We start from the raw sequence: 25856 nt of genomic DNA, 5'->3' as shown, positions 1-25856 counted from the left end.
TCAGGGCGGTACCCCCATGAATGCCTCCGATCTCTACGCGTTGGGCGAGCGGTTCGACCAGAACCGCACCCTGCTGTGTTTCAACGGGCCGATCTCTCGCAGCCTGATCGAGGAAATCGGCAATGCGCTGAAGAATTACCTGAACGCCGAGCATGTGCGGCCCGCGGAAGCCATGGACGTGTTTTCGGTCTATATCGAGATGATCCAGAACATCCGCCAGTACGCGGCCCTGAACGGCGACGTGGACGCCTCGGCCACGGTCGTGATCGGCCGCCGCGACGAAAGCCGCTACGTGGTGTCCGCCGGCAACCTGGTGAAATCCGAGGACGGGCACAGCCTGGTCGCGCGGATCCAGGAACTGGCCGAACTGGACAAGGCCGCGCTGAAGGCCGAATACAAGGCGCAGCTGCACAAGCCGCGCACTCAGGGCGTGGCCTCGGGCGCGGGCCTGGGGCTGATAGACATCGCGCGCCGCGCCGGCGCTCCGCTGGAAGCCAGCCTGACCCCTGCCGCGCAGGCGGGCAAGGCCTTCTTCAGCCTGAGCGTCGTGGTCTGAGGGCGCGCCCGCTTCAAGGATTATTTTCGGAGTATTTGATGAAAGACCTGAACATTCCCGGGACCCAGTCCACGCCCGCCATCACCGCCGACGCAGCCGCCGGCGTGCTGGCGATGCGCGGCGATTCCTATCCCGAGAATTCCTTCGAACTGTTCGGCCCCGTCATCGAATGGGTCGAGGCGTACCTGCAAGACAGCGCCGCGCCCCTGAACCTGGAACTTGAACTGCTGTATCTCAACACCAGCAGCATCAAGTCGGTCATGGACATCTTCGATGTGTTGGAGGCGGCGCACCGCAAGGGCCGCCAGGTCAACGTCACCTGGTTCTACGACATGCGCAACGAGCGCGTCGGAGAGCTGGCAGAGGAATTCAAGGAAGACTGCACCTTTCCGTTTTCGGTCGTCGGCCGCCAATGAAGCCGGGCGCCGCCGAACTGGATCAGCGCATCGCCGAACTGCTGGCGGACCCGGCCCATGCCGGCCACCCGCTGCGCGAGGCGCTGGAAGCGCTCTGGCGGCACACCGGCGATCAGATGGCGCGCATCCAGCGGGTGACCCAGCTGTCGGACGCCTACCAGACCATGGCGCACGAGCGCGAGCTGGGGCTGTGCGACCAGTTCGACCGGCATTTGCGCCGGCTGACCCGCATCGCGCGGATCTCGGATCACTACCAGAACATGATGCGGGATCTGAACAAGGCGCTGGAAGAAACCTCCAGCCGCGATCCCCTGACGGGCCTCTTGAACCGGCGCGCCCTGATGGAAATGATCAAGCAAGAGGTCCAGCGCGTCTCGCGCAGCGGCGAGAGTTTCGTCGTCGCCATGCTGGACGTGGATCACTTCAAGGCCGTCAACGATCGCTACGGCCATGAAACGGGCGACCGCGCGCTGGTGGAGCTGGCGGGCGTGCTGGGCGTAAGCCTGCGCGAGTACGACCTTTGCGGCCGCTGGGGCGGCGAGGAATTCCTGGTGCTGCTTCCCCAAACGCAGCCGGACGCGGCGCAGGCCGTCATGGACCGGCTGGTCGGCGACGTGCGCGGCCTGGCGGTCGCCGCGGGCGACGACGTCCTCAGGCTGACGGTCAGCATCGGCATGGCGTATCACCAGCTGGGCGAAACCTTCTCGGAGACGCTCAGCCGGGCGGATCAGGCGTTGTACCTGGCCAAGCAGGATGGACGCGACCGCGTTGCGCTTGGTTTCCCCAGGCGCTGAATGAAACCGGATCAGCTGTTTTCCGGTATGGAGCCCCTTATGCTTGATTCTCATCTTGGCGGTTCGAGCGCGAGCCCCCAAGGCGCCGCGTGGCATGTGGGCAATTACCTGGCGTCGATGAACCGGGCGCTTCTGCTGTTCGACTTCGACGCCACCGGCGCCCTGCTGAACGCGAATGACAATTTCCTGGCCGCGGTGGGCTATGCCCGCGAAGAGACCCTGGCGCTGCGCCACGACATGCTGTGCGACAGCATGGACGAAGGCAAGGGCATCGCCAGCGGCGAGCGGATCTGGGCCCGGCTGAGCCGGGGCCAGCACTTCTCGGGCACCTGCCGCTACCGCAAGAAGGACGGAAGCTCCCTCTGGATCGAGGCGACCTACCTGCCCATGCTGGACGATGCCGGCGAGGTTGGCCGCATCTCGGTCATTTCGCGCAAGTCCATCGCCGACGCCGAGCGCCAGGAAGAGATCCGCCTGCTGCTGCTGGGCATCAACGAAACCGGCAACGCGGTGGCCGTGTCCGGCTGCGACGGGCGCATCGTCTACGTGAACGACGGCTTTCACCGCATGCTGGGCTTTTCCCGCAGCGACGCCGTGGACCAGGAACTGGGCGAGCTGCTGGCCGGCGGCCGGCCCGACGGCGGCACGCGCGAAGAGCTGGACCGCCGCATCGCCTGCCGCGAGGGCTATCACAAGGACGTGCTGGTCTATGACCGCGGCGGCAAGCCGCTGTGGGTCTCCGTCATGGCCAATTCCGTGTTCGACGACCGCGGCACCCTGGTCAATATTGTGGACGTGCTGACCGACATCACGCCCACCAAGGTGCACGAGGTCCTGCAGCGCCGGGTGCTGCAGGCGATGGTCAACGAGGCTTCGGTGGTCGAGGTCATGAACATGGTGTGCCGCGAGGTCGAGCGCCTGGCGCCCGAAGTGGCGGCCACCGTGCTGCGCGTGGACGACGCCGGAATGCTTCGCCCGCTCGCGGCGCCCAGCCTGCCGCAGGCCTACGCGGACGCGCTGGAAGGGGTGGCGATCGGCCCGCAGGCGGGCGCCTGCGGCACCAGCGCGTTCCTGGGGCGTCCGGTCATCGTGCCGGACATCGCCACGGATCCGCTGTGGGACGATTACCGGCATCTGCCGCTGCCCGACGACATCAAGGCGTGCTGGTCGTCGCCAATCAAGTCGAGCGACGGCCGGGTGATCGGCACCTTCGGCTTCTATTTCCGCGAACGCCGCCTGCCGGACGATTTTCACCACCGCCTGGTGGACGTGTGCGTCTACCTGTGCGCGCTGGCGCTGGAGCGCGAGGAAGCCCGCGCCCGGATCCGCCAGCTGGCCTTCTATGACGAGCTGACGGGCCTGCCCAATCGCAACCTGCTGCTGGCGCAGGCCGAGCAGGCAATCGCGCGCGCCGAGCCGGATCGCAAGCGGGTCGCGGTGCTGTTCCTGGACCTGGACCGTTTCAAGCAGGTCAACGACACGCTGGGCCACCCGATCGGCGATGCGCTGCTGCGCGACGTGGCCCAGCGCCTGCGCCGGCTGGCGCGGCCCGCCGATATCGTGGGCCGGCTGTCGGGCGACGAGTTCGTGATGCTGATGCCGGACTTCGAGCACGGCCGCCTGACCGCGGCGGCGGAGCACATCCTGGTGGCGCTGGCGCAGCCCTTCACGGTGGGCGGCGTGACGCTGAATCCGTCGGTCAGCATCGGCATCAGCGTGTTCCCGGAGAACGGGCGCGACATGGACACGCTGCTGCGCCATGCCGACATGGCCATGTACCAGGCCAAGACGGCGGGCCGCAACCGCATTTCGTTCTTCAGCGCGGAAATGAACCGCCAGGCGCAGGAACGGCTGGCGCTGGAGGCGGCGCTGCGCGATGCGCTGGAGGCCAAGGCCTTGCGCCTGCATTACCAGCCGCAGGTGGGCCTGAAGAACGGCAGCCTGTACGGGGTGGAGGCGCTGGCCCGCTGGCGCCATCCCACGTTGGGCGACATTTCACCGGCGCGTTTCGTGCCGCTGGCCGAGGAGTGCGGACTGATCGGCGACCTGGGCGACTGGGCGGTGCGCGAGGCCTGCTCGCAGCTGGCGATCTGGCGCAACAACGGCTTGCGGGTGCCGTCGGTGTCGGTGAACCTGTCGGCCACGAATTTTCACAATCTCAACCTGCCGCGGATGATTGCGGCGACGCTGGCGGAGTTTGGGCTGGCGCCGGCGGACCTGATGCTGGAGATCACCGAAGGCGTGGTGCTGGACGCCACGGCCGGCACGCTGCGGACGATCGCGGAGCTGCATCGGCTGGGGGTGCGGTTGTCGATGGATGATTTCGGGACGGGGTATTCGAGCCTGGGCCATTTGCGGCGGCTGATCGTGGATGAGCTCAAGCTGGACCGGAGCTTTGTCCAGGGGCTGGAGAGCGACGACGCGGCCAGGGCTTTGACGAGCGCGGTGATACGGATCGGGGAGAGCTTGAGTCTGCCTGTGGTTGCCGAGGGCGTCGAGAATGAGGAGCAGCGGCGGTTCTTGATCGAGCAGGGGTGTGCTGCGGGGCAGGGGTTTCTGTTTTCGCCGCCTTTGCCGGCGGGGGATCTTGAAGAATGGCTTCGAGGTAGGCCTTAGGGTTTTTGCTTCGGGCGTGGTCTTCAGGACGCCTGTCGCGTCGGCGGCCTGATACCGAACTAGGTAACTAGGTGTCTGACACCCATGAAACGACGGCTCAAGCTGAAGATCGTCTCACACGGGTGTCAGACACCGGCAGAGAAACTAGGTGTCTGACACCCATGAAACGACGGCTCAGGCTGAAGATCGTCTCACACGGGTGTCAGACACCGGCAGAGAAACTAGGTGTCTGACACCCATGAAACGACGGCTCAAGCTGAAGATCGTCTCACACGGGTGTCAGACACCGGCAGAGCAATGACAGGGCCAAGATTTTCGGTTCGCCGCTAATCGCCATTTCAGCTCCGGCGCCCATCACCACCCCTACCCCCTGATGCTGGAGCCATTAGCAAACCAGCCTCCGCATTCGCGCAAGCGAGCCTCGCCACGACGACCGACGTCGTGTATCCCACTTGCGGCCGCTCGCAGCCATGCCGGCCGCGCCGAGGGGCGGGTCAAGGACTCACGCGAACGCAGCTAAAGACCTCAAACCTCCAAAAAGGTGTCTTTAACATGTCCCCATTTACCTCGCCGATCTAAATACTTTCCCTCATTTGCACACCCCCCGCCTTCAGGTATATATTTCAAGCCTAAACTATCCAGACCTAAATATCTGCGGCGCCCCGCTCCAGCATCAAGAGCGACTGTCGCGTACTTCGGAGCGTATACGGCAATGAAAATAGTCTGCATCGGCGGTGGTCCCGCCGGCCTGTATTTCGGTCTGCTGATGAAACTGCAGAACCCCGCGAACGAAATCACCGTCATCGAGCGCAATCGCCCTTACGACACCTTCGGCTGGGGCGTGGTGTTCTCCGACGCCACCATGCAGAACCTGCGCGAAGCCGACCCCGTTTCCGCCCAGACCATCGGCGATGCGTTCAATCACTGGGACGACATCGACATCAACTTCAAGGGCCGCAGCATCCGCAGCAGCGGCCACGGCTTCATCGGCATCGGCCGCAAGAAGCTGCTGAACATCCTGCAGGCGCGCTGCGAAGATGTCGGCGTAAAGCTGGTGTTCGAGAACTTCGTGCAGGACGACCAGGCCATTGCCCGCGACTACGACGCGGATCTCGTCATCGCATCCGACGGCATCAACAGCCAGGTCCGCACCCGCTACGCCGACACGTTCCACCCCGACATCGATCAGCGCCGCTGCCGCTTCGTGTGGCTGGGCACCAAGAAGGTGTTCGACGCGTTCACCTTCGCCTTCGTGCAGACCGAACACGGCTGGTTCCAGGCGCATGCCTACCGCTACGAGGACGGCATGTCCACGTTCATCGTGGAAACGCCCGAGGAAACGTGGCAGGCGGCCGGCATCGAACAGATGAGCCAGGAAGAGGGCATCGCCTACTGCGAAAAGCTGTTCGCGCCGTGGCTGGACGGCAATCCGCTGATCAGCAACGCCACGCACCTGCGCGGTTCGGCCATCTGGATCCGTTTCCCGCGCGTCATCTGCAACACCTGGGTCCACTGGAACACGCTGCAGACCGCCCGCGGCCTGCGCCGCGTCCCCGTCGTGCTGATGGGCGACGCCGCCCACACCGCCCACTTTTCCATCGGCTCGGGCACCAAGCTGGCGCTGGAAGACTCCATTGAGCTGGCGCGCTGCCTGAGCGGCGCGGAAGGCAGCGTGGAGGCCGGCCTGAAGCACTACGAAGAAGTTCGCAGCGTGGAAGTGCTGAAGATCCAGAACGCCGCCCGCAACTCCACCGAATGGTTCGAGAACGTCGAGCGCTACGCCGACCTGGAGCCCGAACAGTTCGCGTATTCGCTGCTGACCCGCTCGCAGCGCATCTCGCACGAGAACCTGCGCTTGCGCGACCCGGCCTGGCTGGAAGGCTTCGAACGCTGGATCGCGGAACGCGCCGGCGCGGCCACCGCCCAGGGCGAGCGACCCGCCATTCCCATGCTGACGCCGTATCAGGCGCGCGGCGTGCGTCTGAAGAACCGCATCCTGGTGTCGCCGATGGCCATGTATTCCTGCACCGACGGCGTGCCGGGCGATTTCCACCTTGTCCACCTGGGCGCGCGCGCCATGGGCGGCGCGGGGCTGGTCATGGTCGAAATGACCTGCGTGTCGCCCGACGGCCGCATCACCCCGGGATGCCCGGGCCTGTGGAACGACGATCAGCAGCAGGCGTTTGCCCGCATCGTGAATTTTGTGCACGGCAACAGCGACGCCCGCATCGGTATGCAGCTGGGCCACGCCGGCCGCAAGGGGTCGACGCAGCTGGGCTGGCAGAAGATCGATCACCCGCTGGCCGAGGGCAACTGGCCGCTGGTGTCGGCCTCGGCCCTGCCGTACATCGAGGGCGTGTCGCAGACGCCGCGCGCCATGGCGCGCGCCGACATGGACGACGTGCGCGACGACTTCGTCGCCGCGGCCCGCCGCGCCGCCGCCGCCGGCTTCGACTGGCTGGAGCTGCACTGCGCGCACGGCTACCTGCTGTCCAGCTTCATTTCGCCGCTGACCAACCATCGCGAAGACGAGTACGGCGGCAGCCTGGAAAACCGCCTGCGCTTTCCGCTGGAGGTCTTCCGCGCGGTGCGCGCCGTCTGGCCCGAGGACAAGCCCATGTCGGTGCGGATCTCCGCCAGCGACTGGGTGGAAGGCGGTATCACCGCCGACGACGCGGTGGAAATCGCGCGCTACTTCAAGGCTGCCGGCGCCGACATGATCGACTGCTCGTCGGGCCAGGTCAGCAAGGAAGAAAAGCCGGTCTACGGCCGCATGTTCCAGACCCCGTTCGCCGACCGCGTCCGCAACGAGGCGGGCATTCCCACGATCGCGGTGGGCGCCATCTTCGAAGCCGACCACGCCAACGGCATCATCGCCTCGGGCCGCGCCGACCTCTGCGCCCTTGCACGTCCCCATTTGGCTGACGCCTCCTGGACGCTACGCGAAGCGGCGCGGGTAGGCTACCGTGAGGTTGCCTGGCCGAACCAGTATTTCGCCGGCAAGCGCCAGCTGGAAACCAACTTCGAACGCGCCGCCGCCATGGCGCAACTGGACATCAAATGAACGCAACTCCGCTACCGCTTGCCGGGCGCCACGCCCTGGTGACGGGGGGCGCCCGCGGCATCGGCCTGGCCAGCGCCCGGGCGCTGCTGCAGCGCGGCGCCCGCGTCACGCTGCTGGGCCGCGACGGCGCGGCGCTGGACGCCGCGGCCGACAGCCTGGCCAGCCTGGGGCAGGTGCAGACCGTCAGCGCGGACATTGCCGACGAAGCCTCGGTGCGCGCGGCATTCGCGCAGGCCGAGGTCGAGTTCGGCCCCGTGCTGGTGCTGGTGAACAACGCCGGCCAGGCCGTCAGCCAGCGCTTTGACCGCACCGACGCCGCGCTGTGGCAGCAGATGATCGCCGTCAATCTCACCGGCACCTTCCACTGCATCCAGGCCGCCTTGCCCGGCATGCTGCAGGAAAAATGGGGCCGCGTAATCAACGTGGCCAGCACCGCGGGCCTGATCGGCTACGGCTATGTCAGCGCTTACTGCGCCGCCAAGCACGGCGTCATTGGCCTGACCCGCTCGCTGGCGCTGGAAACCGCGCAGAAGGGCGTCACCGTCAACGCGGTCTGCCCCGGCTACACCGAGACCGACATCGTGCGCGGCGCGGTCTCGAACATCGTCGACAAGACCGGCCTCACGCCGGAAGCCGCCCGCGCCAAGCTGGCCGAGCGCAATCCGCAGGGCCGCCTGGTGCAGCCCGAGGAAGTGGCCGAGACGGTCGCCTGGCTGGCCCTGCCGGCCTCGGCCTCCGTCAATGGCCAGGCGATCGCCGTAGACGGCGGCGAAGTGATGACCGGCTGAAGCCGGCAGCCCATCCACCCCAGCATTCACGAACGGAGACACCATGAGCACCCAGCCCGAAGAGCACACCATGAAGCATCACAAGCGTCCTTTTGCCGGCTACCAGGCAAAGACGTTCCTGTGGCAGGTGTCGGCCGACGGCAAGATCGGCACCGTCACGCTGAACCGGCCCGAGCGCAAGAATCCGCTGACGTTCGACTCCTACGCCGAACTGCGCGACTTGTTCCGTTCGCTGGTGTACGCCACCGACGTCAAGGTGGTGGTGGTGACGGGGGCGGGCGGCAACTTCTGCTCCGGCGGCGACGTGCACGAGATCATCGGTCCGCTCACGAAGATGAGCATGCCCGAACTCCTGGATTTCACCCGCATGACGGGCGACCTGGTCAAGGCCATGCGCGCCTGCCCGCAACCCATCGTGGCGGCGGTGGACGGCGTCTGCGCCGGCGCGGGCGCCATGGTGGCGCTGGCGTCCGACATGCGCCTGGGCACGCCGGCGGCGCGCACCGCCTTCCTGTTCACGCGGGTGGGCCTGGCCGGCGCCGACATGGGCGCCTGCACGCTGCTGCCGCGCATGATCGGCCAGGGCCGCGCCTCCGAACTGTTGTACACGGGCCGCGCCATGACGGCCGAAGAGGGCGCGAGCTGGGGATTTTTCAACGCGCTGCATGAATCGGCCGAGCTGGGCGAGGCCGCCCAGAAGCTGGCGGCGCAACTGGCCGCGGGCCCGACCTTCGCCCACGGCGTCACCAAGAAGCTGCTGCACCAGGAATGGAACATGGGCGTGGACGAGGCCATCGAGGCCGAGGCCGAGGCCCAGGCCATCTGCATGCAGACGCGCGACTTCCATCGCGCCTACGAGGCCTTCGTGGCCAAGCAAAAGCCGGTCTTCGAGGGGAACTGATGATGCGCGACTCAAGCTGGCTTGATTGGCCCTTCTTCGACGACGCGCACCGCAAGCTGGCGCATGAGGTCGACGCCTGGTGCGAAAAGTCGCTGAACGACGTGGACCACCACGACGCCGACGGCGCCTGCAAGAAGCTGGTGAAGGCCATGGGCAAGGCCGGCTGGCTGCGCTACGCGGTCGCGGGCGGCCCTGGCGGAGCCTGGGGCGGCGCGCTGCCCGAGGTCGATTCCCGCGCCGTATGCATTCTGCGCGAAACCCTTGCCCGCCACGAAGGGCTGGCCGACTTCGCCTTCGCCATGCAGGGCCTGGGCAGCGGCGCGATTTCGCTGATGGGCTCGGACGCGCTGCGCCAGCGCTACCTGCCGCGCGTGGCAAGCGGCGAGGCGATCGCGGCCTTCGCGCTGTCGGAGCCCGACGCGGGCTCGGACGTGGCCGCGCTGTCGTGCGAGGCCCGGCTGGATGGCGACCACTACGTGCTGAACGGCGCCAAGACCTGGATTTCCAATGGCGGTATCGCCGACTTCTACTGCGTGTTTGCGCGCACCGGCGAGGCGCCGGGCGCCCGCGGCATCAGCGCCTTCGTGGTGGATGCCGACACGCCGGGATTCGAGGTCAGCGAGCGCATCGAGCTGATCGCGCCGCACCCGCTGGCGACCATCACCTTCGACAACTGCCGCATCCCCGCGACGCACCGGCTGGGCGACGCGGGCCAGGGCTTCAAGCTGGCCATGATGACGCTGGACATCTTCCGCGCGTCGGTGGCGGCGGCGGCGCTGGGCTTCGCGCGCCGGGCGCTGGATGAAGGGCTGGCGCGCGCCAAGTCGCGCCGCATGTTCGGCCAGACCCTGGCCGACCTGCAACTGACGCAAGCCGCGCTGGGGGACATGGCGACCGCCATCGACGCCTCGGCCCTGCTGACATACCGCGCCGCGTGGATGCGCGACGTGCAGAAGCTGCGCACCACGCGTGAAGCAGCGATGGCCAAGATGACGGCCACGGAATCGGCGCAGACCGTGATCGACCGCGCCCTGCAGATGTTCGGCGGCGCGGGCGTGGTGTCGGGAATGCCGGTCGAAAAGCTCTACAGGGAAATCAGGGCGCTGCGCATCTATGAGGGCGCCACAGAAGTGCAGAAGTTGATCATCGCCCGTGAACTGCTGAAGGCGTAAAGGCCATCGAGCTCTTGCCTTAGCACCGCAAACCAAGGGGAATTTCATGGAAGTATCCGCCCACATCGACACCTTCGCCCGGGACAACCTGCCGCCGGGCGAACAATGGCCTGAATTCCTGCTCGACGGGCCCGACGTGGCCTATCCCAAGCGCTTCAACTGCGCCGTGGAACTGGTGGACGCCATGGTCGAGCGCGGTCACGGCGAACGCCCGGCGCTGCGCTGGCGCCAGGACGGCAAGCCGGCCGCGATGACCTACCGCGAACTGGCCGCGCTGACCAACCGCATCGCCCGCGTCCTCGCCGAGGACATGAAGCTGGTGCCCGGCAACCGCCTGCTGCTGCGCGGCCCCAACAACCCCATGATGGCCGCCTCCTGGCTGGCCGCGATCAAGGCGGGGCTGGTCACCGTGCCCACCATGCCGCTGCTGCGCTCCAAGGAGCTCAAGCAGATCATCGACAAGGCGCAGATCCAGGCCGTGCTGTGCGACGCGCGCCTGAAGGACGAGGCGCAGTTCTGCACGCAGCCGGATCACGAGCATCACTGCCCCGGGCTGTCCCAGGTCATGTACTTCAATGACGCGGCGCCCGGCTCGCTGGACGCGCTGGCCGCGGCCAAGCCGGACACCTTCGATGCCTGCGACACGGCGGCCGACGACGTCTGCCTGATCGCCTTCACCAGCGGCACCACGGGCTCGCCCAAGGGCTGCATGCATTTCCATCGCGACGTGCTGGCGATGTGCGACCTGTTCCCCAAGCATGTCATCAAGCCGGGGCCGGACGATATCTTCTGCGGCACGCCGCCGCTGGCCTTCACGTTCGGCCTGGGCGGCTTGCTGTGCTTCCCGCTGCGGGTGGGCGCGAGCACGGTGCTGGCCGAAAAGCTGTCGCCCGAAAGCCTGCTGGAGGTGATCCAGGACTTCCGCGCCACCACCGTGTTCACCGCGCCCACGTTCTACCGCCAGATGGCGGCGCTGGTGGACAAGTTCGACCTGTCCTCCCTGAAGAAGAGCGTGTCCGCCGGCGAGGCCTTGCCCGACGCCACGCGCCAGCTCTGGAAGGAGGCGAGCGGCGTCGAGATGATCGACGGCATCGGCGGCACGGAAATGATCCACGTGTTTGTCTCCAGCCCTCCGGAGGCGGTGCGCCGCGGCGCAATCGGCCGCGTGGTGCCGGGCTATGTGGCGCAGATCGTGGACGACGACATGAACCCCGTGCCCAACGGCGCGGTGGGCCGGCTGGCCGTCAAGGGCCCGACGGGCTGCCGCTACCTGGCGGACGATCGCCAGCTGCGCTTCGTGCAGAAGGGCTGGAACCTGCCGGGCGACACCTTCGTGCAGGATGACGACGGCTATCTGTTCTACCAGGCCCGCAACGACGACATGATCGTTTCGGCCGGCTACAACATCGCCGGTCCCGAGGTCGAGGACGCGCTGCTGCGCCACGAGGCGGTGGCCGAGTGCGGCGTCGTCGGCGCGATGGACGAAGAGCGCGGGCAGCTGGTGAAGGCGTTCGTGGTGCTCAAGCCGGGCTATGCGCCCAGCGGCGAACTGGTGGCGGCGATGCAGGCCTTCGTCAAGGCGAGCATCGCGCCGTACAAGTATCCGCGCGCGATCGAGTTCGTGGACGCGCTGCCGCGCACGGAAACCGGCAAGCTGCAGCGCTTTGCGCTGCGCAAGATGGCATGAACAGGCATTAAGGAAACACCATGGCAGCACCATTCATCAGTCAGGTCGAAGTCCGGTTTCGCCATTGCGATCCGGCGGGCATCGTGTTCTACCCGCGCTATTTCGAGATGATCAACGATTTTGTCGAGGAGTGGTTCGACAAGGGAATGGGGCTGCCGTTTCATGCGCTGCACGTGGACCGGCACATCGGTACGCCGATGGCGTCGGTGACCTGCGATTTCAGCGCGCCCAGCCGCTGGCATGAAAGCCTGCGCCAGACGCTGGAAGTGCAGCGCATCGGCGGCGCGTCGTTCAAGGCGCTGGTGCGTTTCGAGGGGCCGGACGGGCAGTTGAGGCTGTCGGCCACGTTGACGATTGTGACGGTGGATTTGCGGACGATGAAGTCCATGCCGCTGCCTGCGGATCTGCGGGAACGCATGCAGGATTATCTGGCGCCCGCGGCGTAAGCGGCAGGCGTCACCCTGTAGTTTGTTTATTTATCAATAGGATGAGACGTTATGAAGATTCTGCAACCGCCGGATTGGATGGCGCCCCGGGGCTATTCGAATGGTGTGCTCACGGAAATGCAGGTGGGCAGCAAGCTTGTGTTCGTGGGCGGGCAGGTGGGGTGGAACGGCCAGCAGCAGTTCGAGTCGGACGATCTGGCGGACCAGGTGCGGCAGACCCTGGCGAATATTGTCGCCATCCTGGCTGAAGGCGGCGCCAAGCCCGAGCATATTGTCCGGATGACCTGGTATGTCACGGACAAGAATGCGTATGTGGCGGCGTATCCGGCTATCGGCAAGCACTACCGGGAGTTCATCGGGCGGCATTTTCCGGCGATGACGGCGGTGGAGGTGGCGGATCTGGTTGAGGAGCGGGCCAAGGTGGAGATTGAAGTGACGGCGGTTGTGCCGGCGGGTTAGCGCTGGCGGTAACGGTGTATCGAAGGTTCGCTGCTTTTGCTTTCTGGCCGGCACCAGGGGGTTGGGGTGGCGGGCCTTCGGTGCTTCGGGGTTTGCTTAGGCGGCCCCCCCTTCGTCATCGTCATTGTCGCCCTCGGCGACTGCATGCAGGTGTCTGACACCCTTCGATGCAGGTGTCTGACACCCTTGGGACGCCGGCTCAGGCGCAAGCAAGTCTCCCCGGGTGTCAGACACCGGGCCGCGCAATCCGACCGTCAATCCCACCCGCCCGAGCGGCTTTCTTCGAGCCCGCGCGGCATCCCGCGCTGCAGGTCATCCGCCGCCGCGCCGCGTTTCCCTTGGCAATTCCCCGAATCGCTCGCGGTAATACTCCGAGAACCGTCCCAGGTGTCCGAAGCCCACGCTCAGCGCGACTTCGGTGACGCTGGCGTCGGCGTTCATTCTCAGCCTGGCTCTTGCGGCGTCCAGCCTGAATGCGCGCAGCGCGTTCATGGGGGTGGTGTTTCTGTGCTGCTGGAACAGCCGGGTCAGGGCGGTGGCGCTGGCGCCGGCGTGGCGGGCGATGTCGGTCAGGGTCAGGGGGGCGCCCAGGCGGCCGCGCATGTAGGACTCGGCGATGCTGAGCCGGCGCGGGACGGACGAGGCGTCGCCGGCGTGGGCTTGCCAGGTGTTGGGCTGGTTGTAGAGCAGGTGCAGGACCAGCGTGTCTTCCAGATGGTCCAGCCAGGCGGCGGGCGGGCGGCGGGCGCCGTCGTCCAGGGTGGGCAGCAGGTGGATCAGGCTGGTCATCATGCTGCGCCAGGCGGCGCCGATGGGCGTGTCCAGGCGCAGCGCGGGGCTGAAGTCCAGGGGGCCGGCGGCGGCGTCGCCGAAGGCGCGCTGGCCGATGGCTTCGAGCTTGCCCCGGGGGATCTTCAGCAGCAGTTGTTCGCAGCCGGCTTCCCAGTGCAGCCGCAGCGGGCGGTTGGGGGCGATGACGGCGGCGCAGTCGGGGTTGGCGTTGACGCGTTCGTCGCCGCAGTCGATGCAGGCGCGGCCGCGCAGGGGGACCTGCACCAGCATGAAGTCCTGGAGGCGGTCGGGTTCGATGTGGACTTCGGCGCCGTAGCGCAACGTACAGACCGTCAGCGAGCCGAAGCGGCCACGGTTCAGTTCGGCATCCACGCGGCCGCCCTTCCAGGTCAGGCGGTGTTCCTTCAGGGCTTCGGACACGCGCGCCCGCGTTTCGTCCTGCTGGGTGGAGCTGAAGACGCGCCGTTTGAACAAGGGCGCCAGCGCAAGTCGGGACCAGCCGTGCATGGATGCCTCCGGGACGGGACCGCTCCCGTATCAGCGGCCAGCGTAATTTAAACGGCCCGGGTTGGGAATTAAGTGAATCCCGGATAAGACTGGCGGTATTCGGATAGAGCGGCGGGAGCGGGAAGCCTACTCTAGCCGCAGGCCCTGCAAGCGTCTGTTGGAGGGCGGCGCCGCGGCGCGTAAGCTTGGCGACTTCGATCGGCGGCATGCGTGAACCGACGGCAGACGGGTTCTGTCAGCTTTCCGCCGGCACGGCTGGCGGCGAAAACGGGGTGGCTCATGAATCGAAATCTCTGGAGCCGGCGCGCGCTGGCGGCGCTGGTTTGCATGACGGCCGCGGCGGGCGCTTCGGCGGCGGACAAGGTCAAGGTGGGCCTGCTTACCACCCTGTCCGGGCCGGGCGCGGCGCTGGGCAACGAGATCCGCGACGGCTTCAATCTGGCGCTGCAGCATACCGGCGGCAAGCTGGGCGGGGTGGCGGCGGAGGTGGTGGTCGCCGATGACCAGCAGAAGGCCGATGCCGGGCGCCAGGCGGTCGAACGCCTGCTCAAGCGCGACCGCGTGGACGTGATGACGGGCATCGTGTTTTCCAATGTGCTGCTGCCGGTGATGCCGGCCATCCTGCAGTCCGGCACGATCTATCTCAGCACCAACACGGGGCCGGAAAACTATGCCGGCGTGGGCTGTAATCCGAATTTCTTCGCGGTGGCCTGGCAGAACGAGGACATCCCGGCCGCCATGGGCAAGTACGCCGCCGACCAGGGCTACAAGCGCGTGGCGCTGATTGCTCCGGACTACCCGGGCGGACGCGAATCGCTCAACGGCTTCAAGCGCCTGTACAAGGGCGGGCTGTCCGAAGAGATCTACACCCAGCTCGGCCAGCTGGACTACGGCGTCGAGATCACGCGGCTGCGCGCGAGCAAGCCCGACGCGGTGTTCTTCTTCCTGCCGGGCGGCATGGGCGTGAACTTCATCAAGCAGTTCAACGGCGCGGGGCTGTCCAAGGAGATCGCGCTGCTGGCGCCGGGCTTCTCGGGAGACGAGGACACCATCGCCGCGGTGGGCGCGCCCATAGAAGGCCTGCGCAACACGTCCCAGTGGGCGGCCGACCTGGACAACCCGGCCAACCGCAAGTTCGTCGAGGACTTCAAGAAGACCTACAACCGCAGCCCGACGCTCTATGCCTCGCAAGGCTACGACGCCGCCATGCTGTTGGACAGCGCGGTGCGCCAGACGGGCGGCAAGCTGGACGCGGACGCCCTGCGTCCGGCCCTGCGGCGCGCCGACTTCAAGTCCGTGCGGGGCGACTTCAAGTTCAACCGCAACCAGTATCCGGTCCAGAACTACTACCTGCGCGTCATCGAGGCGGGCGCGGGCGGCAAGCTGGCCAACAAGCTGTCGGGCACGGTGCTGACCGAGTACCAGGATCCCTTCGCCGCCGCTTGCCAGATGAAGTAGGGCGGCCACGCACGCATCACAGGAGACACGCATGACCCAGAACATTACGACGCGCGAGACGACGGTCGCCTCGCACGATGGCAAGTCCTTCGGCGCCTACCTGGCCGTGCCGGCCTGTGGCCGCGGGCCCGGCCTGGTGCTGTGCCAGGAGATCTTCGGCGTCAATGATTTCATGCGCCGCGCCGCGCAACTGTTGGCCGAGGAGGGCTACGTGGTGCTGGTGCCCGACCTGTTCTGGCGCCAGCAGCCGGGCATCCAGCTGACGGACGGCCCCGCCGACATGCCGCGCGCCTTCGAGCTCTACAAGGGATTCGACGTGGAGCTGGGGGTCAAGGACATCGCCTCGACGCTGGCCGCCCTGCGCGCCCTGCCCGAGCAGGAAGGCGGCGCGGGCGTGCTGGGCTACTGCCTGGGCGGCAAGCTGGCCTACCTTGCCGCCTGCCGCACGGACGCGGACGTGGCGGTGGGCTACTACGGCGTGGGCATCGAGGACAGCCTGGAAGAAGCGTCCGCGCTGCGCGGCCGGCTGGTGCTGCACATCGCCGAGCAGGACGGCTTCTGTCCGCCCGAGGCGCGCGGGCGCATCCTGGAGGCGCTGGGCGGCAAGCCGGGGGTGGAGCTCTATGTCTACCCGGGCATGGACCACGCTTTTGCGCGCACGGGCGGCGAGCACTACGACAAGCCGTCCGCGCTGATGGCGCACCAGCGCAGCATCGCCGCGCTGCAGCGCGCCATCGGCCCGGAGTTCGATTACTCGTATCTGTGGGACAAGCACTGCGAGTACGAATTCGGCACGCGCGACGTGGCCGCCACCATGGCGACGATGGTGGCCGAGCCCTACGTGAACCACATCCCCACCATGACGGGCGGCGTGGGCCACAAGGAGCTCTCGCGCTTCTACCAGCATCACTTCGTCAACAGCAACCCGCCCGACACGCGCCTGGTGCCCCTGTCGCGCACGGTCGGCGCCACGCAGATCGTCGATGAATTGCTGTTCTGCTTCACGCACACCACCGAGATCGACTGGATGCTGCCCGGCGTGCCGCCCACCGGCAAGTACGTCGAGATCCCGCTGGTGGCCATCGTGAAGTTCCGCGGCGACAAGCTCTACCACGAGCACATCTATTGGGACCAGGCCAGCGTGCTGGTGCAGGTGGGCCTGCTGGATCCGAAGGGCCTGCCCACGGCGGGCCGCGAAACCGCCGCCAAGCTGCTGGACGAGACGCTGCCGTCCAACACGCTGATGGCGCGCTGGAAAGACAGCGAGAACAAGTAGGAGGCCGGCATGTCTTATAGCGACGAACAACTGGCGTCCATGGTGCGCGGCGACAGCGTGCATCGCGGCGTCTATACCGATCCCGCCATCTTCGACCTCGAAATGCAGCGGATCTACGGGCGCGCCTGGATCTACGTGGGCCACGAGAGCCAGGTGCCCAGGACGGGCGACTATCACACCACCCGCGTGGGCGACCAGGACGTGCTGATGGTGCGCGCCGCCGACGGCCGCGTGCATGTGCTGTACAACCGCTGCCCGCACAAGGGCGCGAAGGTGGTGGCGGACGGCGAAGGCTGCGTCGGCAAGTTTTTCCGCTGCCCGTACCACGCCTGGACCTTCAAGCTGGACGGCAGCCATCTGGGCGTGCCCTTGAAGCAGGGCCTGGAAGGCACGTCCTACGATCCCGCCGATCCGTCGTTTTCCATGCGGCGCCTGCCGCGCGTGGAAAGCTACCGGGGCTTCGTGTTCGCCAGCCAGTCCAAGGACGGCCAGGCGCTCGAAGACTTCCTGGGCGGCGTGCGCTCGTCCATCGACAACCTCTGCGACCGTTCGCCGGTGGGCGAGGTGGAGGTGGCAGGCGGCGTCTTTCGCGTCATGCAGCGCTCTAACTGGAAGGTGTTCTACGAGAACCTGCACGACACCATGCACGCCCGCGTCACCCATGAATCGTCCTACGCCGCCGCGCGCGACGAGGCCAAGGAAATGGGCGAGATGCCGCTTGAGCTGCACATCATGGACGGCAACGGCGAGCCCTACGAGTTCTGGGAAAAGCTGGAGCTGCGCGCCTACGACAACGGCCACGGCTACATGGAAGGCATCTTCAATCCCGGCGCGGCCGAGCGCGACCCCGTGTCGCGCGCGCACTTCGAGGCCCTGACCGCCGCCTATGGCGCAGAGCGCGCCCGCGGCATCCTGGGCATGAACCGCCACAACACGGTCATCTATGGCAGCGGCTCGCCGCATACCGTGTTCCAGCAGTTCCGAGTGATCCGCCCCATCGCGGTCGACCGGACCCTGATCGAGATCCAGACGTTCCGCTGCAAGGGCGCGCCGGACGGCGTGTTCAAGCGCGCCATGTTGTACGCCAATGTCATCAACTCGCCGTCGTCCAACGTCATGCCGGACGACATCGAGCTCTACAACCGCTGCCAGGAAGGCAACGCCACGCGAGGCGGGGAGTGGGTCAGCATGCACCGCTACCACGGCAGCGACCGCAGCGATGCCGACGGCATGGTGTCCGTGAATGGCACCAGCGAATTGCCCATGCGCAACCAGTTCCGCGCCTGGAAAGCCTATATGGAGGCCGGGGCGGCCCCGATGGACGCCACGGCCAAGGGAGACGGCGCATGCTGCTAGACCTTGATTTCGACGTGGGCGCTACGGACCTGGCGCCGGCGGACGTGCCGGCCGACGCCTATCACCGCATCGCCCAGTTCCTGTACCGCGAGGCGCGGCTGCTGGACGAGCGGCGCTACGGCGACTGGCAGTCCCTGTGGACGCCGGACGGCATGTACTGGATGCCCCGGACGCCGGGCCAGCAAAGCCCCTACGATCACATCTCGCTGTTCTGGGAAGACCGCATGCTGCGCGACGTGCGCATCCGCCGCCTGGAGCACCCGCGCAACTGGTCGCAGCAGCCGCCCACGCGCAGCGTGCGGATGGTGGGAAGCGTCCAGGTCGAAGGCGTGGACGCGGGCGGCAACCTGGTGGTGCATTCGGCCTTCCAGATGACCGAATGGCGCAAGCGCCAGCCGCGCCAGCTGGCCGGCCGCTACACCCACAAGCTGGCGGCCGAGGGCGAGGGCTGGCGCATCCGCATGAAGCGGGTGGACCTCGTCAATTGCGACGATGCGCATGATGTCTTTGAGGTCTTCGTGTGAAAGACGCGGACGCCGCGGTGCTGGCGCTGCACTACCAGAACGATGTGCTGCATCCGGACGGCAAGATCCGCGTCGGGCTGGATGCCGACGGCGGGGCGCGCCAGCGCCTGCTGGACCATGCGGCGGCCTTGCTTGAAGGCGCGCGCGCCCACGGACTGCCCATCGTGCATGTGCGCATCGCGTTCCGCCCGGACTACGCCGACCTGCTGCCCAACTGCGCGATCTTCCGCAACGTGGCCACGATAGGCGCGGTGGCGGAAGGGCAGTGGGGCAGCGCGTTCTATGACGGGCTGCAGCCGCTGGCCGGCAGCGCGCGCGAGTTCGTCGTCAAGCACACCCGCATCAGCGCTTTCTACGGCACGCCGCTGGAAGAGACCTTGCGGGTGCTGGGCGCGCGGCGGCTGGTGGTGGCCGGGGTGGCCACGCATTCCGTGGTGGAGGGCACCGTGCGCCACGCCGCCGACATCGGCTTTGACGTGATGGTCGCGCAGGACGCCTGCGCCTCCGCCCAACTGGCGGTGCATGAGGCCTCGCTGGCCAGCATGCGGCTGGTTGCGCAAACCGGCTCGGTGGCGGAAGCTGTGCGCTGGGCCGCCGCGCCATACTGATCAAGGACTGTTCATGGATTTCACAGGCTTTCCCGGCCTGGCGGGCAAGACCGCCATCGTCACCGGCAGCACCCAGGGGCTGGGCGCGGACATCGCGCGCGGATTCGCGGCCGCCGGCGCCAACGTGGTGCTGGTCGGGCGCAATGCCGAGGCCGGCCGGGCGCTGGAACAGGCGCTGGGGGGCCGGGCGCTGTATTGCGAAACGGATATCGGCCAGGACAGCCAGATCCAGGGCTGCGTCGATGCCGCCCTGGCGCGATTTGGGCGGCTGGACATCCTGGTGAACAACGCCTGCCAGTACGCCGACCGCGGCCTGGCCTCGAGCCGCGAGGAATGGCACCGCACGCTGGATACGAACCTGGTGTCGGCCGCCATCTTCACGCAGCTGGCGGCGCCGTTCCTGCCGCGCGGCGGGGTGGTGGTGAACATGGGCAGCACCGGCGGCAAGTTCGGCGCGGCCGGACGGGCGCTGTACCCGGCCTCCAAGGCGGCGCTGCTGCAGATCACCAAGAATTTCGCGGTGGAGCTGGCGCCCGCGGGCGTGCGCGTGCTGGCGGTGTCGCCGGCCTGGACCTGGTCGCCTTCGGTCGAGCAGTTGTCGGGCGGCTCGCGCGAGGCCGCCGATGCCGTGGGCGCGCATTTCCATCCGCTGGGCCGGGTCGGCTCGGGCGAAGAAATCGCCGCCGCCGTGTGCTTTGCGTGCTCGGACGCCGCGTCGTGGATGACCGGCGTGGACATCCCGGTGGACGGCGGGTTTTCCATCCTGGGGCCGGACCGGGGCATTTCGCCGCGGACCTGGTTCAAGGAGCTGGCGCCCTGAGACGCGGGCTCAGCGGATGACGATTTCGCCTTCTTCCAGGCCGGCCTTGCCGCCCACCTGGTCTTCCAGGAACTCCTGCGTCTTGTTGCCGAGCTGAATCGTCGCGCCGCTGCAAAAGCGCCGGCTGGCGGCGATGGTGGCGTTGTGCTGGGGCAGGAGGTCTCGCACCAGCTGGGCTTCCTCTTCTTCGAGCGCCGCCAGATCCCCGATGAGCTTGGCGTGGGTGTTGCGCGCGCGCTCGACCACGTCGCCCGTGGCCCGCTGGGGATTGGCCTGCAGGAACATCAGCAGCTGTTCCAGCTTGGCCTTGTCTTCGTTCATCTTCAGGCGCTTGCGCGTCAGCGCCGTGCGCTTGATGTCCGCGTGCGGGTCCAGGCCCGCCTGCACGCGGGTCGGGATGCCCGAGGGCGAACCGATGGTGCCGGCGCGGATCGCCAGCAAGGCGCGGGTCTCGCCGCCCGTGATGGCGCTTTGCTGGGTATTGGGCGGGCCGACGTTCACGCTGCCGCCGGCGGCGATGCTGCTTTGCCGGATCTCGCGTTCGACATCGATGTCCTGGCCCGCGCTGATGACGGCGTTCTCGATGAACTTCGCGCGCAGCGCGCCGCCACAGACGATGTGGGCGGTGCGGGCGGTGGCCGTGGCGTCGTGCAGGGTCTCGGCCATGCCGATGATGCCGCCCTTGACCGTGATGTTGCCGCCGGCTTCCACCAGGGCCGCCTCGATGGTGCCGTTGACGACCACGTCGCCGGTCACGCGGACTTCCATGGTGGCGCTGATGTCGCCGCGCACCTGCAGCGATCCCTCGAACGTGATGTTGCCCGTGGACAGGTTGACGGCGTCCACCTCCACCATCGGGTTCACCTGCACGCCCTGGCTGATCAGCGTGGGCGTGCCTGCGATGGCCGCGCGCAGCAGCAGCGGATCTTCCGGGTCGACCGCGACGCCGGACAGCTCCTTGGAGAACGGAGTGTCGGGCAGTTCCTCCGGAAGAACGGGTTCGCCCAGCACGTTGGTTCCGTCCACGCCGGGCAGCGGCGGAATCCGGCGCATCAGCGGCGTGCCGGGCGACACCAGCAGCAGGCTGCCGAGATCGCGGTAGTCCACCTGGGCCAGTTCGTCGATGTCTTCGGCGCGGGGCTTCAGGCGGTCCAGCAGGCTTTCGAAGCGGGTCGGGGTGCCGCGCGTGGGCGGCGTGCCCTGGGCGATAAGAACGGTTTCGCGGCGCCCTTGTTCCACGGCCTCGGCCAGCGCCTGCGCCATCACGCCATGGACGATGCCTTGATCGACCAGCGCCTGGCGCACCGTGTCCAGCGCGACGGGCTTGCCGCCCTTGGGCGGCTCCAGCGTCAGCGTCGCGGCCATGCGGCTGGCGTCCAGCTCCACCTCGAAGGCGCCGTCCACGACCTTGCCGACAGGGCTCTGCACGGCGTCGGGAGCGGTCCGGCACAGGTCGATGAAGGCCAGGATGGCGTGGTTGTCGAGCGCCTCGGCCGTCCAGCCCTGGGCGACGGCCGCGGCCACCAGGGTGTCCCAATTGGGCAGGTCGGCATTGATGAAGGGAGGAGCTTCGGCGGCCTCGGAGCCGACCGCGACGGCGATGTCGGCGGCTTGGTCGTCGGAGGAGGCTTCGGGGCCGGGCGCGGGGCCGGCGGGGTCGAACGTGTCCTCTGTCGGCGCGGCACCGCTTGCGGGGGCAGCGACGGGCTCGGGCCGCGGAGGCGGGGTATATACGGCCGTCAGGACGTTGGTATTGGCATCCAGCACCAGCTGGAGCGTGTTTTCTGCGCCCATTTCACCCTCTCTCCTGCCTGGCACGAGGCGGCCAGGTTCAATCATTTAGTAATTGAACGAAATATTACGACATATTCTAAGCAAGCCATCAGAGTTATCGCCGAGTAGGGCCAAATATATCGGCCGCCCGCCGTAGTTCTGTCCCTGTTTATCAGAGGGACACGGGGCGGCCGGGCAGGACTAGGGCATAGGCAGGAAAGACAAACCGGTGCGCCCGCAGCAGCATAGGACCTCGCCAACGCGTCTCAGGACGCCGCCGGAGCCCCGTCCCATGTCCTCACCACCCCTACCCATTCCTTCGGCCTTGCGCGCCCTTCTGGCGCGCGCCGGCGGGATGGCGGCGGTGGCGGCCTTGATGGCGGGCGCTCTGGCGCTGGCGCCTTCCGCGCCGGCCCACGCCGCAGAAACCTACCGTTACAAAGACCCCTACGGCAACTGGCGGGCGATGAAGGTGCCCAACGGCTACGGCAAATACTACAAGCGGGCGCAGACGCGCAGCGCCTTGCGCGGGGGCGGTCCCGGCAAGCTCTGCCTGTCCTGTGCTCCCGAGGCCGGGGACGGCGCGCGGCTGGCCTCGCTGGGGCCGACGGCGCGCGCGCTGCGCTGGGGCGACGTGAAGCCCACGACCAAGCACGACAGCCTGATCGCCCGCGCCGCGCAGGACTCCGGCGTGGACCGCGCGCTGCTGACGGCGATCATCGCGATCGAATCGGGTTTCCGCAGCGATGCCCGCTCGCCCAAGGGCGCGCTGGGCCTGATGCAGCTGATGCCGGCCACGGCCGCGCCGCTGCTGTCGGTGGATGATGTCGAGCGCGCGCTGGTGGACCCGGCGACGAATGTGCAGGCCGGCTCGCGCCACCTGCGCCGGCTGATCGACCGGTATCCCGGCCGGCTGGACCTGGCGCTTGCCGCCTACAACGCGGGCGAGGGCGCGGTGCGCAAGTACGACGCGGTGCCGCCGTATGCGGAAACGCAGGCCTATGTGCGGGATGTGACGGCCTTGTACGAGCAGTACAAGGCGCCTTGAAGGGAGCGGGCCGGCTCCCCTTCTGCCGGTCAGAGGGCCGCGAAGACCTTCTCGGCGATGTCCAGCGTCGACTGGATCACGGCGTCGTCGTGCGTGGCCGAGACAAAGCCCGCCTCGAACGCGGACGGCGCGAAGTGCACGCCGTGGTCCAGCATGGCGTGGAAAAAGCGGTTGAACGCCGCCGTATCGCAGGCCGAGACCTCGGCGAACGAGGTCGGGACCGCGTCGCTGAAGTAGATGCCGAACATGCCGCCCACCGAATCGGCCGAGAAGGCCAGGCCGGCGGCGCGGGCGCGCTCCTGCAGGCCCTGGGCCAGCTTGGCGGTCTGGGCCGACAGCTTGTCGTAGAAGCCCGGCGCGGCGATCAGGCGCAGCGTGGCCAGGCCTGCGGCGACGGCCACCGGATTGCCCGACAGCGTGCCCGCCTGATAGACGCCGCCCAGCGGGGCGATGTGCTTCATGATCTCGGCGCTGCCGCCGAAGGCGCCCACCGGCATGCCGCCGCCGATCACCTTGGCCAGCGTGGTGATGTCCGGCTTGACGCCGGTCAGCCCCTGCACGCCTTGCGGCCCGACGCGAAAGCCCGTCATCACTTCGTCGAAAATCAGCAGCGCGCCGTGCTGCGTGCAGACCTCGCGCAGGCCTTCCAGGAAGCCCGCCGCCGGCTTGATCAGGTTCATGTTGCCGGCGACCGGCTCCACGATGATGCAGGCGATGTCGGCGCCATGCTGGGCGAAGGCCTCGCGCACGGCGTCCAGGTTGTTGTATTCGAGGGTCAGCGTGTGCGAGACGAATTCGGGGGGAACGCCTGCCGAGCTGGGGTTGCCGAAGGTCAGCAGGCCGGAGCCGGCCTTGACCAGCAGGCTGTCCGAATGGCCGTGGTAGCAGCCTTCGAATTTCACGATCTTGGCGCGGCCGGTGGCGCCGCGCGCCAGGCGGATGGCCGTCATGGTGGCTTCCGTGCCGGAGCTGACCAGGCGCACCTGTTCCAGCGAGGGCAGGCGCGAGATCAGCACTTCGGCCAGTTCGATCTCCGCTTCCGTGGGGGCGCCGAAGGACAGCCCGTTGACGGCGGCTTCCTGCACGGCGCGCACGACTTCAGGGTGCGAATGGCCGAGGATGGCCGGGCCCCAGGAGCCCACGTAGTCGATGTACTGCTTGTCTTCCGCGTCCCACACGTACGGGCCTTGCGCGCGCTTGATGAAGCGCGGCGTGCCGCCCACGGAGCGGAAGGCGCGCACGGGCGAGTTGACGCCGCCGGGGATGCTGCGGCAGGCGCGTTCGAAAAGCTGAGCGTTACGGGACATGGCGTTCAAGGCTTGCGGTGAGGGTTGGCTGAATAGGGCGCGGAGCAGGCCGCCGCGGCGGCCCGGATGCTGGGCGCTTCGAACAGTGCGGTGATGACGGCGATGGAGTCGGCTCCAGCCTGCGCCACCAGCAGGGCGTTGTCGGGCGTGATGCCGCCGATGGCGACCACGGCGGGCCGGGGCGCGTCGCGGTCTTCCACCAGGCGGCGGGCTTCGGTCAGGACGGACAGCGGGGCGCGCACGGTGTCCGGCTTGACGGTGGAGGCGAACATGGCGCCGAAGGCGATGTAGTCGGCGCCGGCGTCCAGCAGTTCCCGCGCGCGGTTCAGGTCGTCGTAGCTGGATCCGCCCAGGATCAGGTCGGGGCCGGCTTCCTTGCGGATGCGCGCCAGGCTGTCGTCGTCGCGGCCCACATGCGCGCCGTCGGCGCCCACGTCCAGCGCCAGGCGCCAGTCGTCGTTGATCAGGAAGACCACGCCCAGTTCGCGGCACAGCGGCGCCAGCGCGCGGGCCTGCTCGGCGCGCACCGAATCGGGCACGTTCTTGCGGCGCAGCTGCAGCGCGCGCATGCCGCCGTCGGCGGCGCGGCGCACCGCCAGCATCAGGCGGTCGGTGTCGTCCCATTCGGGGGTGACGCCATACAGGCCGGAGGGAAAGCGCAGCGGTTTCATTGCGGCAGGATCCGGTTGGGAATGCGCCGGCCCATGCCCGGCAGGAAGCTGGCGGCGACGGACGCGTCGGCGTGCGCCAGGCCCTGGCGCACCGCTTCCGGCATGTCCAGGCCGCGCGCCAGGAGGGCGGTGATGGCGGTGGCGGCCAGGCCGCCGGCGTCGCCGTTGCGGTCCGGGGGCGCTTGCCACGGCCAGGTATGCGTCTGGCCGCTGGGGCCCAGCAGTACATTGGCGAAATGGCCGGGGCGCTGGGGGCTGCCCAGCACCAGAACCCATTCGGCGCCCGCCGCCACCAGGGCGTGCATGGGCGACGCTGCGTCCCCGATATCGATGTCGCCGTCGGCGTGCCACTGCGCCAGGCGCAGGTGCTCGATGACCAGCAGGTCGGTCTGCGGCAGCACGAGCTCCAGCGTCGCGGCCAGCAGGTCGTCGGCCTCGTCCTCGTCGGCGGCGTCGGCCGGCAGCTGGGCGCGTTGGCCCAGGTGCAGCACCAGCGGCACCTGGCTGTAGTCGGCGGCGACCTGCGCCGCAACGCTGGCAGTTTCCGCGGTGTATAGTCCGCCCACCTTGATGGCCTGCACGGACATATCTTCGAGCAGGCAGCGTGCCTGGTCGTCCAGCAGGTCGGGCGAAACGGGATGGATTTCTTCGATGCCGGCAGTGTCCTGCACGGTCAGCGCGGTTACGGCCGCCAGGCCATGACAGCCCAGGCGGGCGCAGGTAACGGCGTCCGCGGGCAAGCCGTCGGAGCCCGAGGGATCGAGCGGGCCGAAGACCAAAACGAGAGGGGGAGTAACGGGGGCCACTTGACTGCGCT

General features: G+C 67.8%; 23 protein-coding genes. 18 read left to right on the top strand and 5 right to left on the bottom strand.

Annotation, left to right across the window (positions count from 1 at the left end; translation table 11 throughout):
- Positions 1-16: 16 nt before the first annotated feature.
- The 11 genes from siaB to ACFWP0_RS26590 all read left to right on the top strand — a co-directional run bounded on the left by siaB (position 17) and on the right by ACFWP0_RS26590 (position 12899).
- Positions 17-556 carry a biofilm regulation protein kinase SiaB gene (gene siaB, locus ACFWP0_RS26640; protein ID WP_377847329.1) on the top strand — a complete coding sequence of 180 codons (540 nt, stop codon included), beginning with the start codon at positions 17-19 and terminating at the stop codon, positions 554-556.
- Between the two features lie 38 nt (positions 557-594).
- Positions 595-972 carry a biofilm regulation phosphoprotein SiaC gene (gene siaC, locus ACFWP0_RS26635; protein ID WP_377847327.1) on the top strand — a complete coding sequence of 126 codons (378 nt, stop codon included), beginning with the start codon at positions 595-597 and terminating at the stop codon, positions 970-972.
- The gene (siaD, locus tag ACFWP0_RS26630; protein WP_377847325.1) at positions 969-1766 is read left to right on the top strand and encodes a biofilm regulation diguanylate cyclase SiaD; all 798 of its coding nucleotides are present in this window, start codon (positions 969-971) and stop codon (positions 1764-1766) included. The genes siaC and siaD overlap by 4 nt, the downstream gene beginning before the upstream one ends.
- 39 nt (positions 1767-1805) lie before the next feature.
- A complete protein-coding gene (locus ACFWP0_RS26625) occupies positions 1806-4382 on the top strand; it encodes an EAL domain-containing protein (protein ID WP_377847323.1) in 2577 nt (858 codons plus the stop codon).
- 712 nt (positions 4383-5094) lie between these two features.
- The gene (locus ACFWP0_RS26620; protein ID WP_377847321.1) at positions 5095-7446 is read left to right on the top strand and encodes a bifunctional salicylyl-CoA 5-hydroxylase/oxidoreductase; all 2352 of its coding nucleotides are present in this window, start codon (positions 5095-5097) and stop codon (positions 7444-7446) included.
- Complete coding sequence (locus ACFWP0_RS26615; protein ID WP_377847319.1) at positions 7443-8234, top strand: SDR family NAD(P)-dependent oxidoreductase; 792 nt, start codon at positions 7443-7445, stop codon at positions 8232-8234. Before ACFWP0_RS26620 ends, ACFWP0_RS26615 begins: the two co-directional genes overlap by 4 nt.
- 43 nt (positions 8235-8277) lie before the next feature.
- On the top strand, positions 8278-9135 hold the full coding sequence (locus ACFWP0_RS26610) for an enoyl-CoA hydratase family protein (RefSeq protein ID WP_377847317.1): 858 nt from the start codon (positions 8278-8280) through the stop codon (positions 9133-9135).
- 2 nt (positions 9136-9137) lie between these two features.
- The gene (locus ACFWP0_RS26605; RefSeq protein ID WP_377847424.1) at positions 9138-10307 is read left to right on the top strand and encodes an acyl-CoA dehydrogenase family protein; all 1170 of its coding nucleotides are present in this window, start codon (positions 9138-9140) and stop codon (positions 10305-10307) included.
- A 46-nt stretch (positions 10308-10353) separates the two neighbouring features.
- Positions 10354-11994, top strand: a complete 1641-nt coding sequence (locus ACFWP0_RS26600) for an AMP-binding protein (RefSeq protein WP_377847316.1) — start codon at positions 10354-10356, stop codon at positions 11992-11994.
- A gap of 20 nt (positions 11995-12014) precedes the next feature.
- Positions 12015-12440 carry an acyl-CoA thioesterase gene (locus tag ACFWP0_RS26595; protein ID WP_377847314.1) on the top strand — a complete coding sequence of 142 codons (426 nt, stop codon included), beginning with the start codon at positions 12015-12017 and terminating at the stop codon, positions 12438-12440.
- Between the two features lie 51 nt (positions 12441-12491).
- Complete coding sequence (locus ACFWP0_RS26590; protein WP_377847312.1) at positions 12492-12899, top strand: RidA family protein; 408 nt, start codon at positions 12492-12494, stop codon at positions 12897-12899.
- Positions 12900-13211: 312 nt separating this feature from the next.
- Here ACFWP0_RS26590 and ACFWP0_RS26585 read toward each other — a convergent pair whose 3' ends face one another.
- Positions 13212-14198, bottom strand: coding sequence for an AraC family transcriptional regulator (locus tag ACFWP0_RS26585; protein WP_377847310.1), 987 nt, complete (start codon positions 14196-14198; stop codon positions 13212-13214).
- A 279-nt stretch (positions 14199-14477) separates the two neighbouring features.
- Between ACFWP0_RS26585 and ACFWP0_RS26580 the strand changes: the two genes are divergently transcribed.
- The 6 genes from ACFWP0_RS26580 to ACFWP0_RS26555 are packed head-to-tail and all read left to right on the top strand — an operon-like array spanning position 14478 to position 20240.
- Positions 14478-15656: an ABC transporter substrate-binding protein gene (locus tag ACFWP0_RS26580; protein WP_377847308.1), complete on the top strand. Its 1179-nt coding sequence runs from the start codon at positions 14478-14480 to the stop codon at positions 15654-15656.
- 31 nt (positions 15657-15687) lie between these two features.
- The gene (locus ACFWP0_RS26575) at positions 15688-16932 is read left to right on the top strand and encodes a dienelactone hydrolase family protein (protein WP_377847306.1); all 1245 of its coding nucleotides are present in this window, start codon (positions 15688-15690) and stop codon (positions 16930-16932) included.
- Between the two features lie 9 nt (positions 16933-16941).
- Entirely contained in the window at positions 16942-18288 is a 1347-nt protein-coding gene (locus tag ACFWP0_RS26570; RefSeq protein WP_377847305.1) for an aromatic ring-hydroxylating dioxygenase subunit alpha, read from the top strand.
- On the top strand, positions 18279-18812 hold the full coding sequence (locus ACFWP0_RS26565) for an aromatic-ring-hydroxylating dioxygenase subunit beta (RefSeq protein ID WP_377847303.1): 534 nt from the start codon (positions 18279-18281) through the stop codon (positions 18810-18812). The genes ACFWP0_RS26570 and ACFWP0_RS26565 overlap by 10 nt, the downstream gene beginning before the upstream one ends.
- Positions 18809-19420 carry a cysteine hydrolase family protein gene (locus ACFWP0_RS26560; RefSeq protein WP_377847301.1) on the top strand — a complete coding sequence of 204 codons (612 nt, stop codon included), beginning with the start codon at positions 18809-18811 and terminating at the stop codon, positions 19418-19420. The genes ACFWP0_RS26565 and ACFWP0_RS26560 overlap by 4 nt, the downstream gene beginning before the upstream one ends.
- Before the next feature lie 13 nt (positions 19421-19433).
- On the top strand, positions 19434-20240 hold the full coding sequence (locus ACFWP0_RS26555) for an SDR family oxidoreductase (RefSeq protein ID WP_377847299.1): 807 nt from the start codon (positions 19434-19436) through the stop codon (positions 20238-20240).
- Between the two features lie 9 nt (positions 20241-20249).
- Here ACFWP0_RS26555 and ACFWP0_RS26550 read toward each other — a convergent pair whose 3' ends face one another.
- On the bottom strand, positions 20250-22034 hold the full coding sequence (locus tag ACFWP0_RS26550) for a DUF342 domain-containing protein (protein WP_377847297.1): 1785 nt from the start codon (positions 22032-22034) through the stop codon (positions 20250-20252).
- 271 nt (positions 22035-22305) lie between these two features.
- Here ACFWP0_RS26550 and ACFWP0_RS26545 point away from each other — a divergent pair, with 271 nt between their 5' ends.
- Positions 22306-23061, top strand: a complete 756-nt coding sequence (locus ACFWP0_RS26545) for a lytic transglycosylase domain-containing protein (RefSeq protein ID WP_377847295.1) — start codon at positions 22306-22308, stop codon at positions 23059-23061.
- Positions 23062-23090: 29 nt separating this feature from the next.
- Here ACFWP0_RS26545 and hemL read toward each other — a convergent pair whose 3' ends face one another.
- From hemL to ACFWP0_RS26530, 3 genes are read right to left on the bottom strand one after another with little or no spacing between them, the layout of a single operon-like run.
- Positions 23091-24368 (bottom strand): glutamate-1-semialdehyde 2,1-aminomutase, encoded by a 1278-nt coding sequence (gene hemL, locus ACFWP0_RS26540; RefSeq protein WP_377847293.1) that lies wholly within the window; start codon positions 24366-24368, stop codon positions 23091-23093.
- Between the two features lie 5 nt (positions 24369-24373).
- Positions 24374-25039 carry a thiamine phosphate synthase gene (gene thiE, locus ACFWP0_RS26535; protein WP_377847291.1) on the bottom strand — a complete coding sequence of 222 codons (666 nt, stop codon included), beginning with the start codon at positions 25037-25039 and terminating at the stop codon, positions 24374-24376.
- The gene (locus ACFWP0_RS26530) at positions 25036-25845 is read right to left on the bottom strand and encodes a hydroxymethylpyrimidine/phosphomethylpyrimidine kinase (RefSeq protein WP_377847290.1); all 810 of its coding nucleotides are present in this window, start codon (positions 25843-25845) and stop codon (positions 25036-25038) included. Before ACFWP0_RS26530 ends, thiE begins: the two co-directional genes overlap by 4 nt.
- Between the last annotated feature and the right edge of the window lie 11 nt (positions 25846-25856).

It is taken from the genome of Achromobacter sp. NPDC058515 (genome assembly GCF_042721735.1).
Taxonomy (GTDB): Bacteria; Pseudomonadota; Gammaproteobacteria; order Burkholderiales; family Burkholderiaceae_B; genus Achromobacter.
Note: the sequence above shows the minus strand (reverse complement) of the source record. Positions and strands in the feature narration are given on the sequence as shown.

What these genes read in the sequence shown, in the direction of transcription:
- siaB (WP_377847329.1), top strand. Translation starts at nt 17, where the DNA reads ATGAATGCCTCCGATCTCTACGCGTTGGGCGAGCGGTTCGACCAGAAC.
- siaC (WP_377847327.1), top strand. Translation starts at nt 595, where the DNA reads ATGAAAGACCTGAACATTCCCGGGACCCAGTCCACGCCCGCCATCACC.
- siaD (WP_377847325.1), top strand. Translation starts at nt 969, where the DNA reads ATGAAGCCGGGCGCCGCCGAACTGGATCAGCGCATCGCCGAACTGCTG.
- ACFWP0_RS26625 (WP_377847323.1), top strand. Translation starts at nt 1,806, where the DNA reads ATGCTTGATTCTCATCTTGGCGGTTCGAGCGCGAGCCCCCAAGGCGCC.
- ACFWP0_RS26620 (WP_377847321.1), top strand. Translation starts at nt 5,095, where the DNA reads ATGAAAATAGTCTGCATCGGCGGTGGTCCCGCCGGCCTGTATTTCGGT.
- ACFWP0_RS26615 (WP_377847319.1), top strand. Translation starts at nt 7,443, where the DNA reads ATGAACGCAACTCCGCTACCGCTTGCCGGGCGCCACGCCCTGGTGACG.
- ACFWP0_RS26610 (WP_377847317.1), top strand. Translation starts at nt 8,278, where the DNA reads ATGAGCACCCAGCCCGAAGAGCACACCATGAAGCATCACAAGCGTCCT.
- ACFWP0_RS26605 (WP_377847424.1), top strand. Translation starts at nt 9,138, where the DNA reads ATGCGCGACTCAAGCTGGCTTGATTGGCCCTTCTTCGACGACGCGCAC.
- ACFWP0_RS26600 (WP_377847316.1), top strand. Translation starts at nt 10,354, where the DNA reads ATGGAAGTATCCGCCCACATCGACACCTTCGCCCGGGACAACCTGCCG.
- ACFWP0_RS26595 (WP_377847314.1), top strand. Translation starts at nt 12,015, where the DNA reads ATGGCAGCACCATTCATCAGTCAGGTCGAAGTCCGGTTTCGCCATTGC.
- ACFWP0_RS26590 (WP_377847312.1), top strand. Translation starts at nt 12,492, where the DNA reads ATGAAGATTCTGCAACCGCCGGATTGGATGGCGCCCCGGGGCTATTCG.
- ACFWP0_RS26585 (WP_377847310.1), bottom strand. Translation starts at nt 14,198, where the DNA reads ATGCACGGCTGGTCCCGACTTGCGCTGGCGCCCTTGTTCAAACGGCGC.
- ACFWP0_RS26580 (WP_377847308.1), top strand. Translation starts at nt 14,478, where the DNA reads ATGAATCGAAATCTCTGGAGCCGGCGCGCGCTGGCGGCGCTGGTTTGC.
- ACFWP0_RS26575 (WP_377847306.1), top strand. Translation starts at nt 15,688, where the DNA reads ATGACCCAGAACATTACGACGCGCGAGACGACGGTCGCCTCGCACGAT.
- ACFWP0_RS26570 (WP_377847305.1), top strand. Translation starts at nt 16,942, where the DNA reads ATGTCTTATAGCGACGAACAACTGGCGTCCATGGTGCGCGGCGACAGC.
- ACFWP0_RS26565 (WP_377847303.1), top strand. Translation starts at nt 18,279, where the DNA reads ATGCTGCTAGACCTTGATTTCGACGTGGGCGCTACGGACCTGGCGCCG.
- ACFWP0_RS26555 (WP_377847299.1), top strand. Translation starts at nt 19,434, where the DNA reads ATGGATTTCACAGGCTTTCCCGGCCTGGCGGGCAAGACCGCCATCGTC.
- ACFWP0_RS26550 (WP_377847297.1), bottom strand. Translation starts at nt 22,034, where the DNA reads ATGGGCGCAGAAAACACGCTCCAGCTGGTGCTGGATGCCAATACCAAC.
- ACFWP0_RS26545 (WP_377847295.1), top strand. Translation starts at nt 22,306, where the DNA reads ATGTCCTCACCACCCCTACCCATTCCTTCGGCCTTGCGCGCCCTTCTG.
- hemL (WP_377847293.1), bottom strand. Translation starts at nt 24,368, where the DNA reads ATGTCCCGTAACGCTCAGCTTTTCGAACGCGCCTGCCGCAGCATCCCC.
- thiE (WP_377847291.1), bottom strand. Translation starts at nt 25,039, where the DNA reads ATGAAACCGCTGCGCTTTCCCTCCGGCCTGTATGGCGTCACCCCCGAA.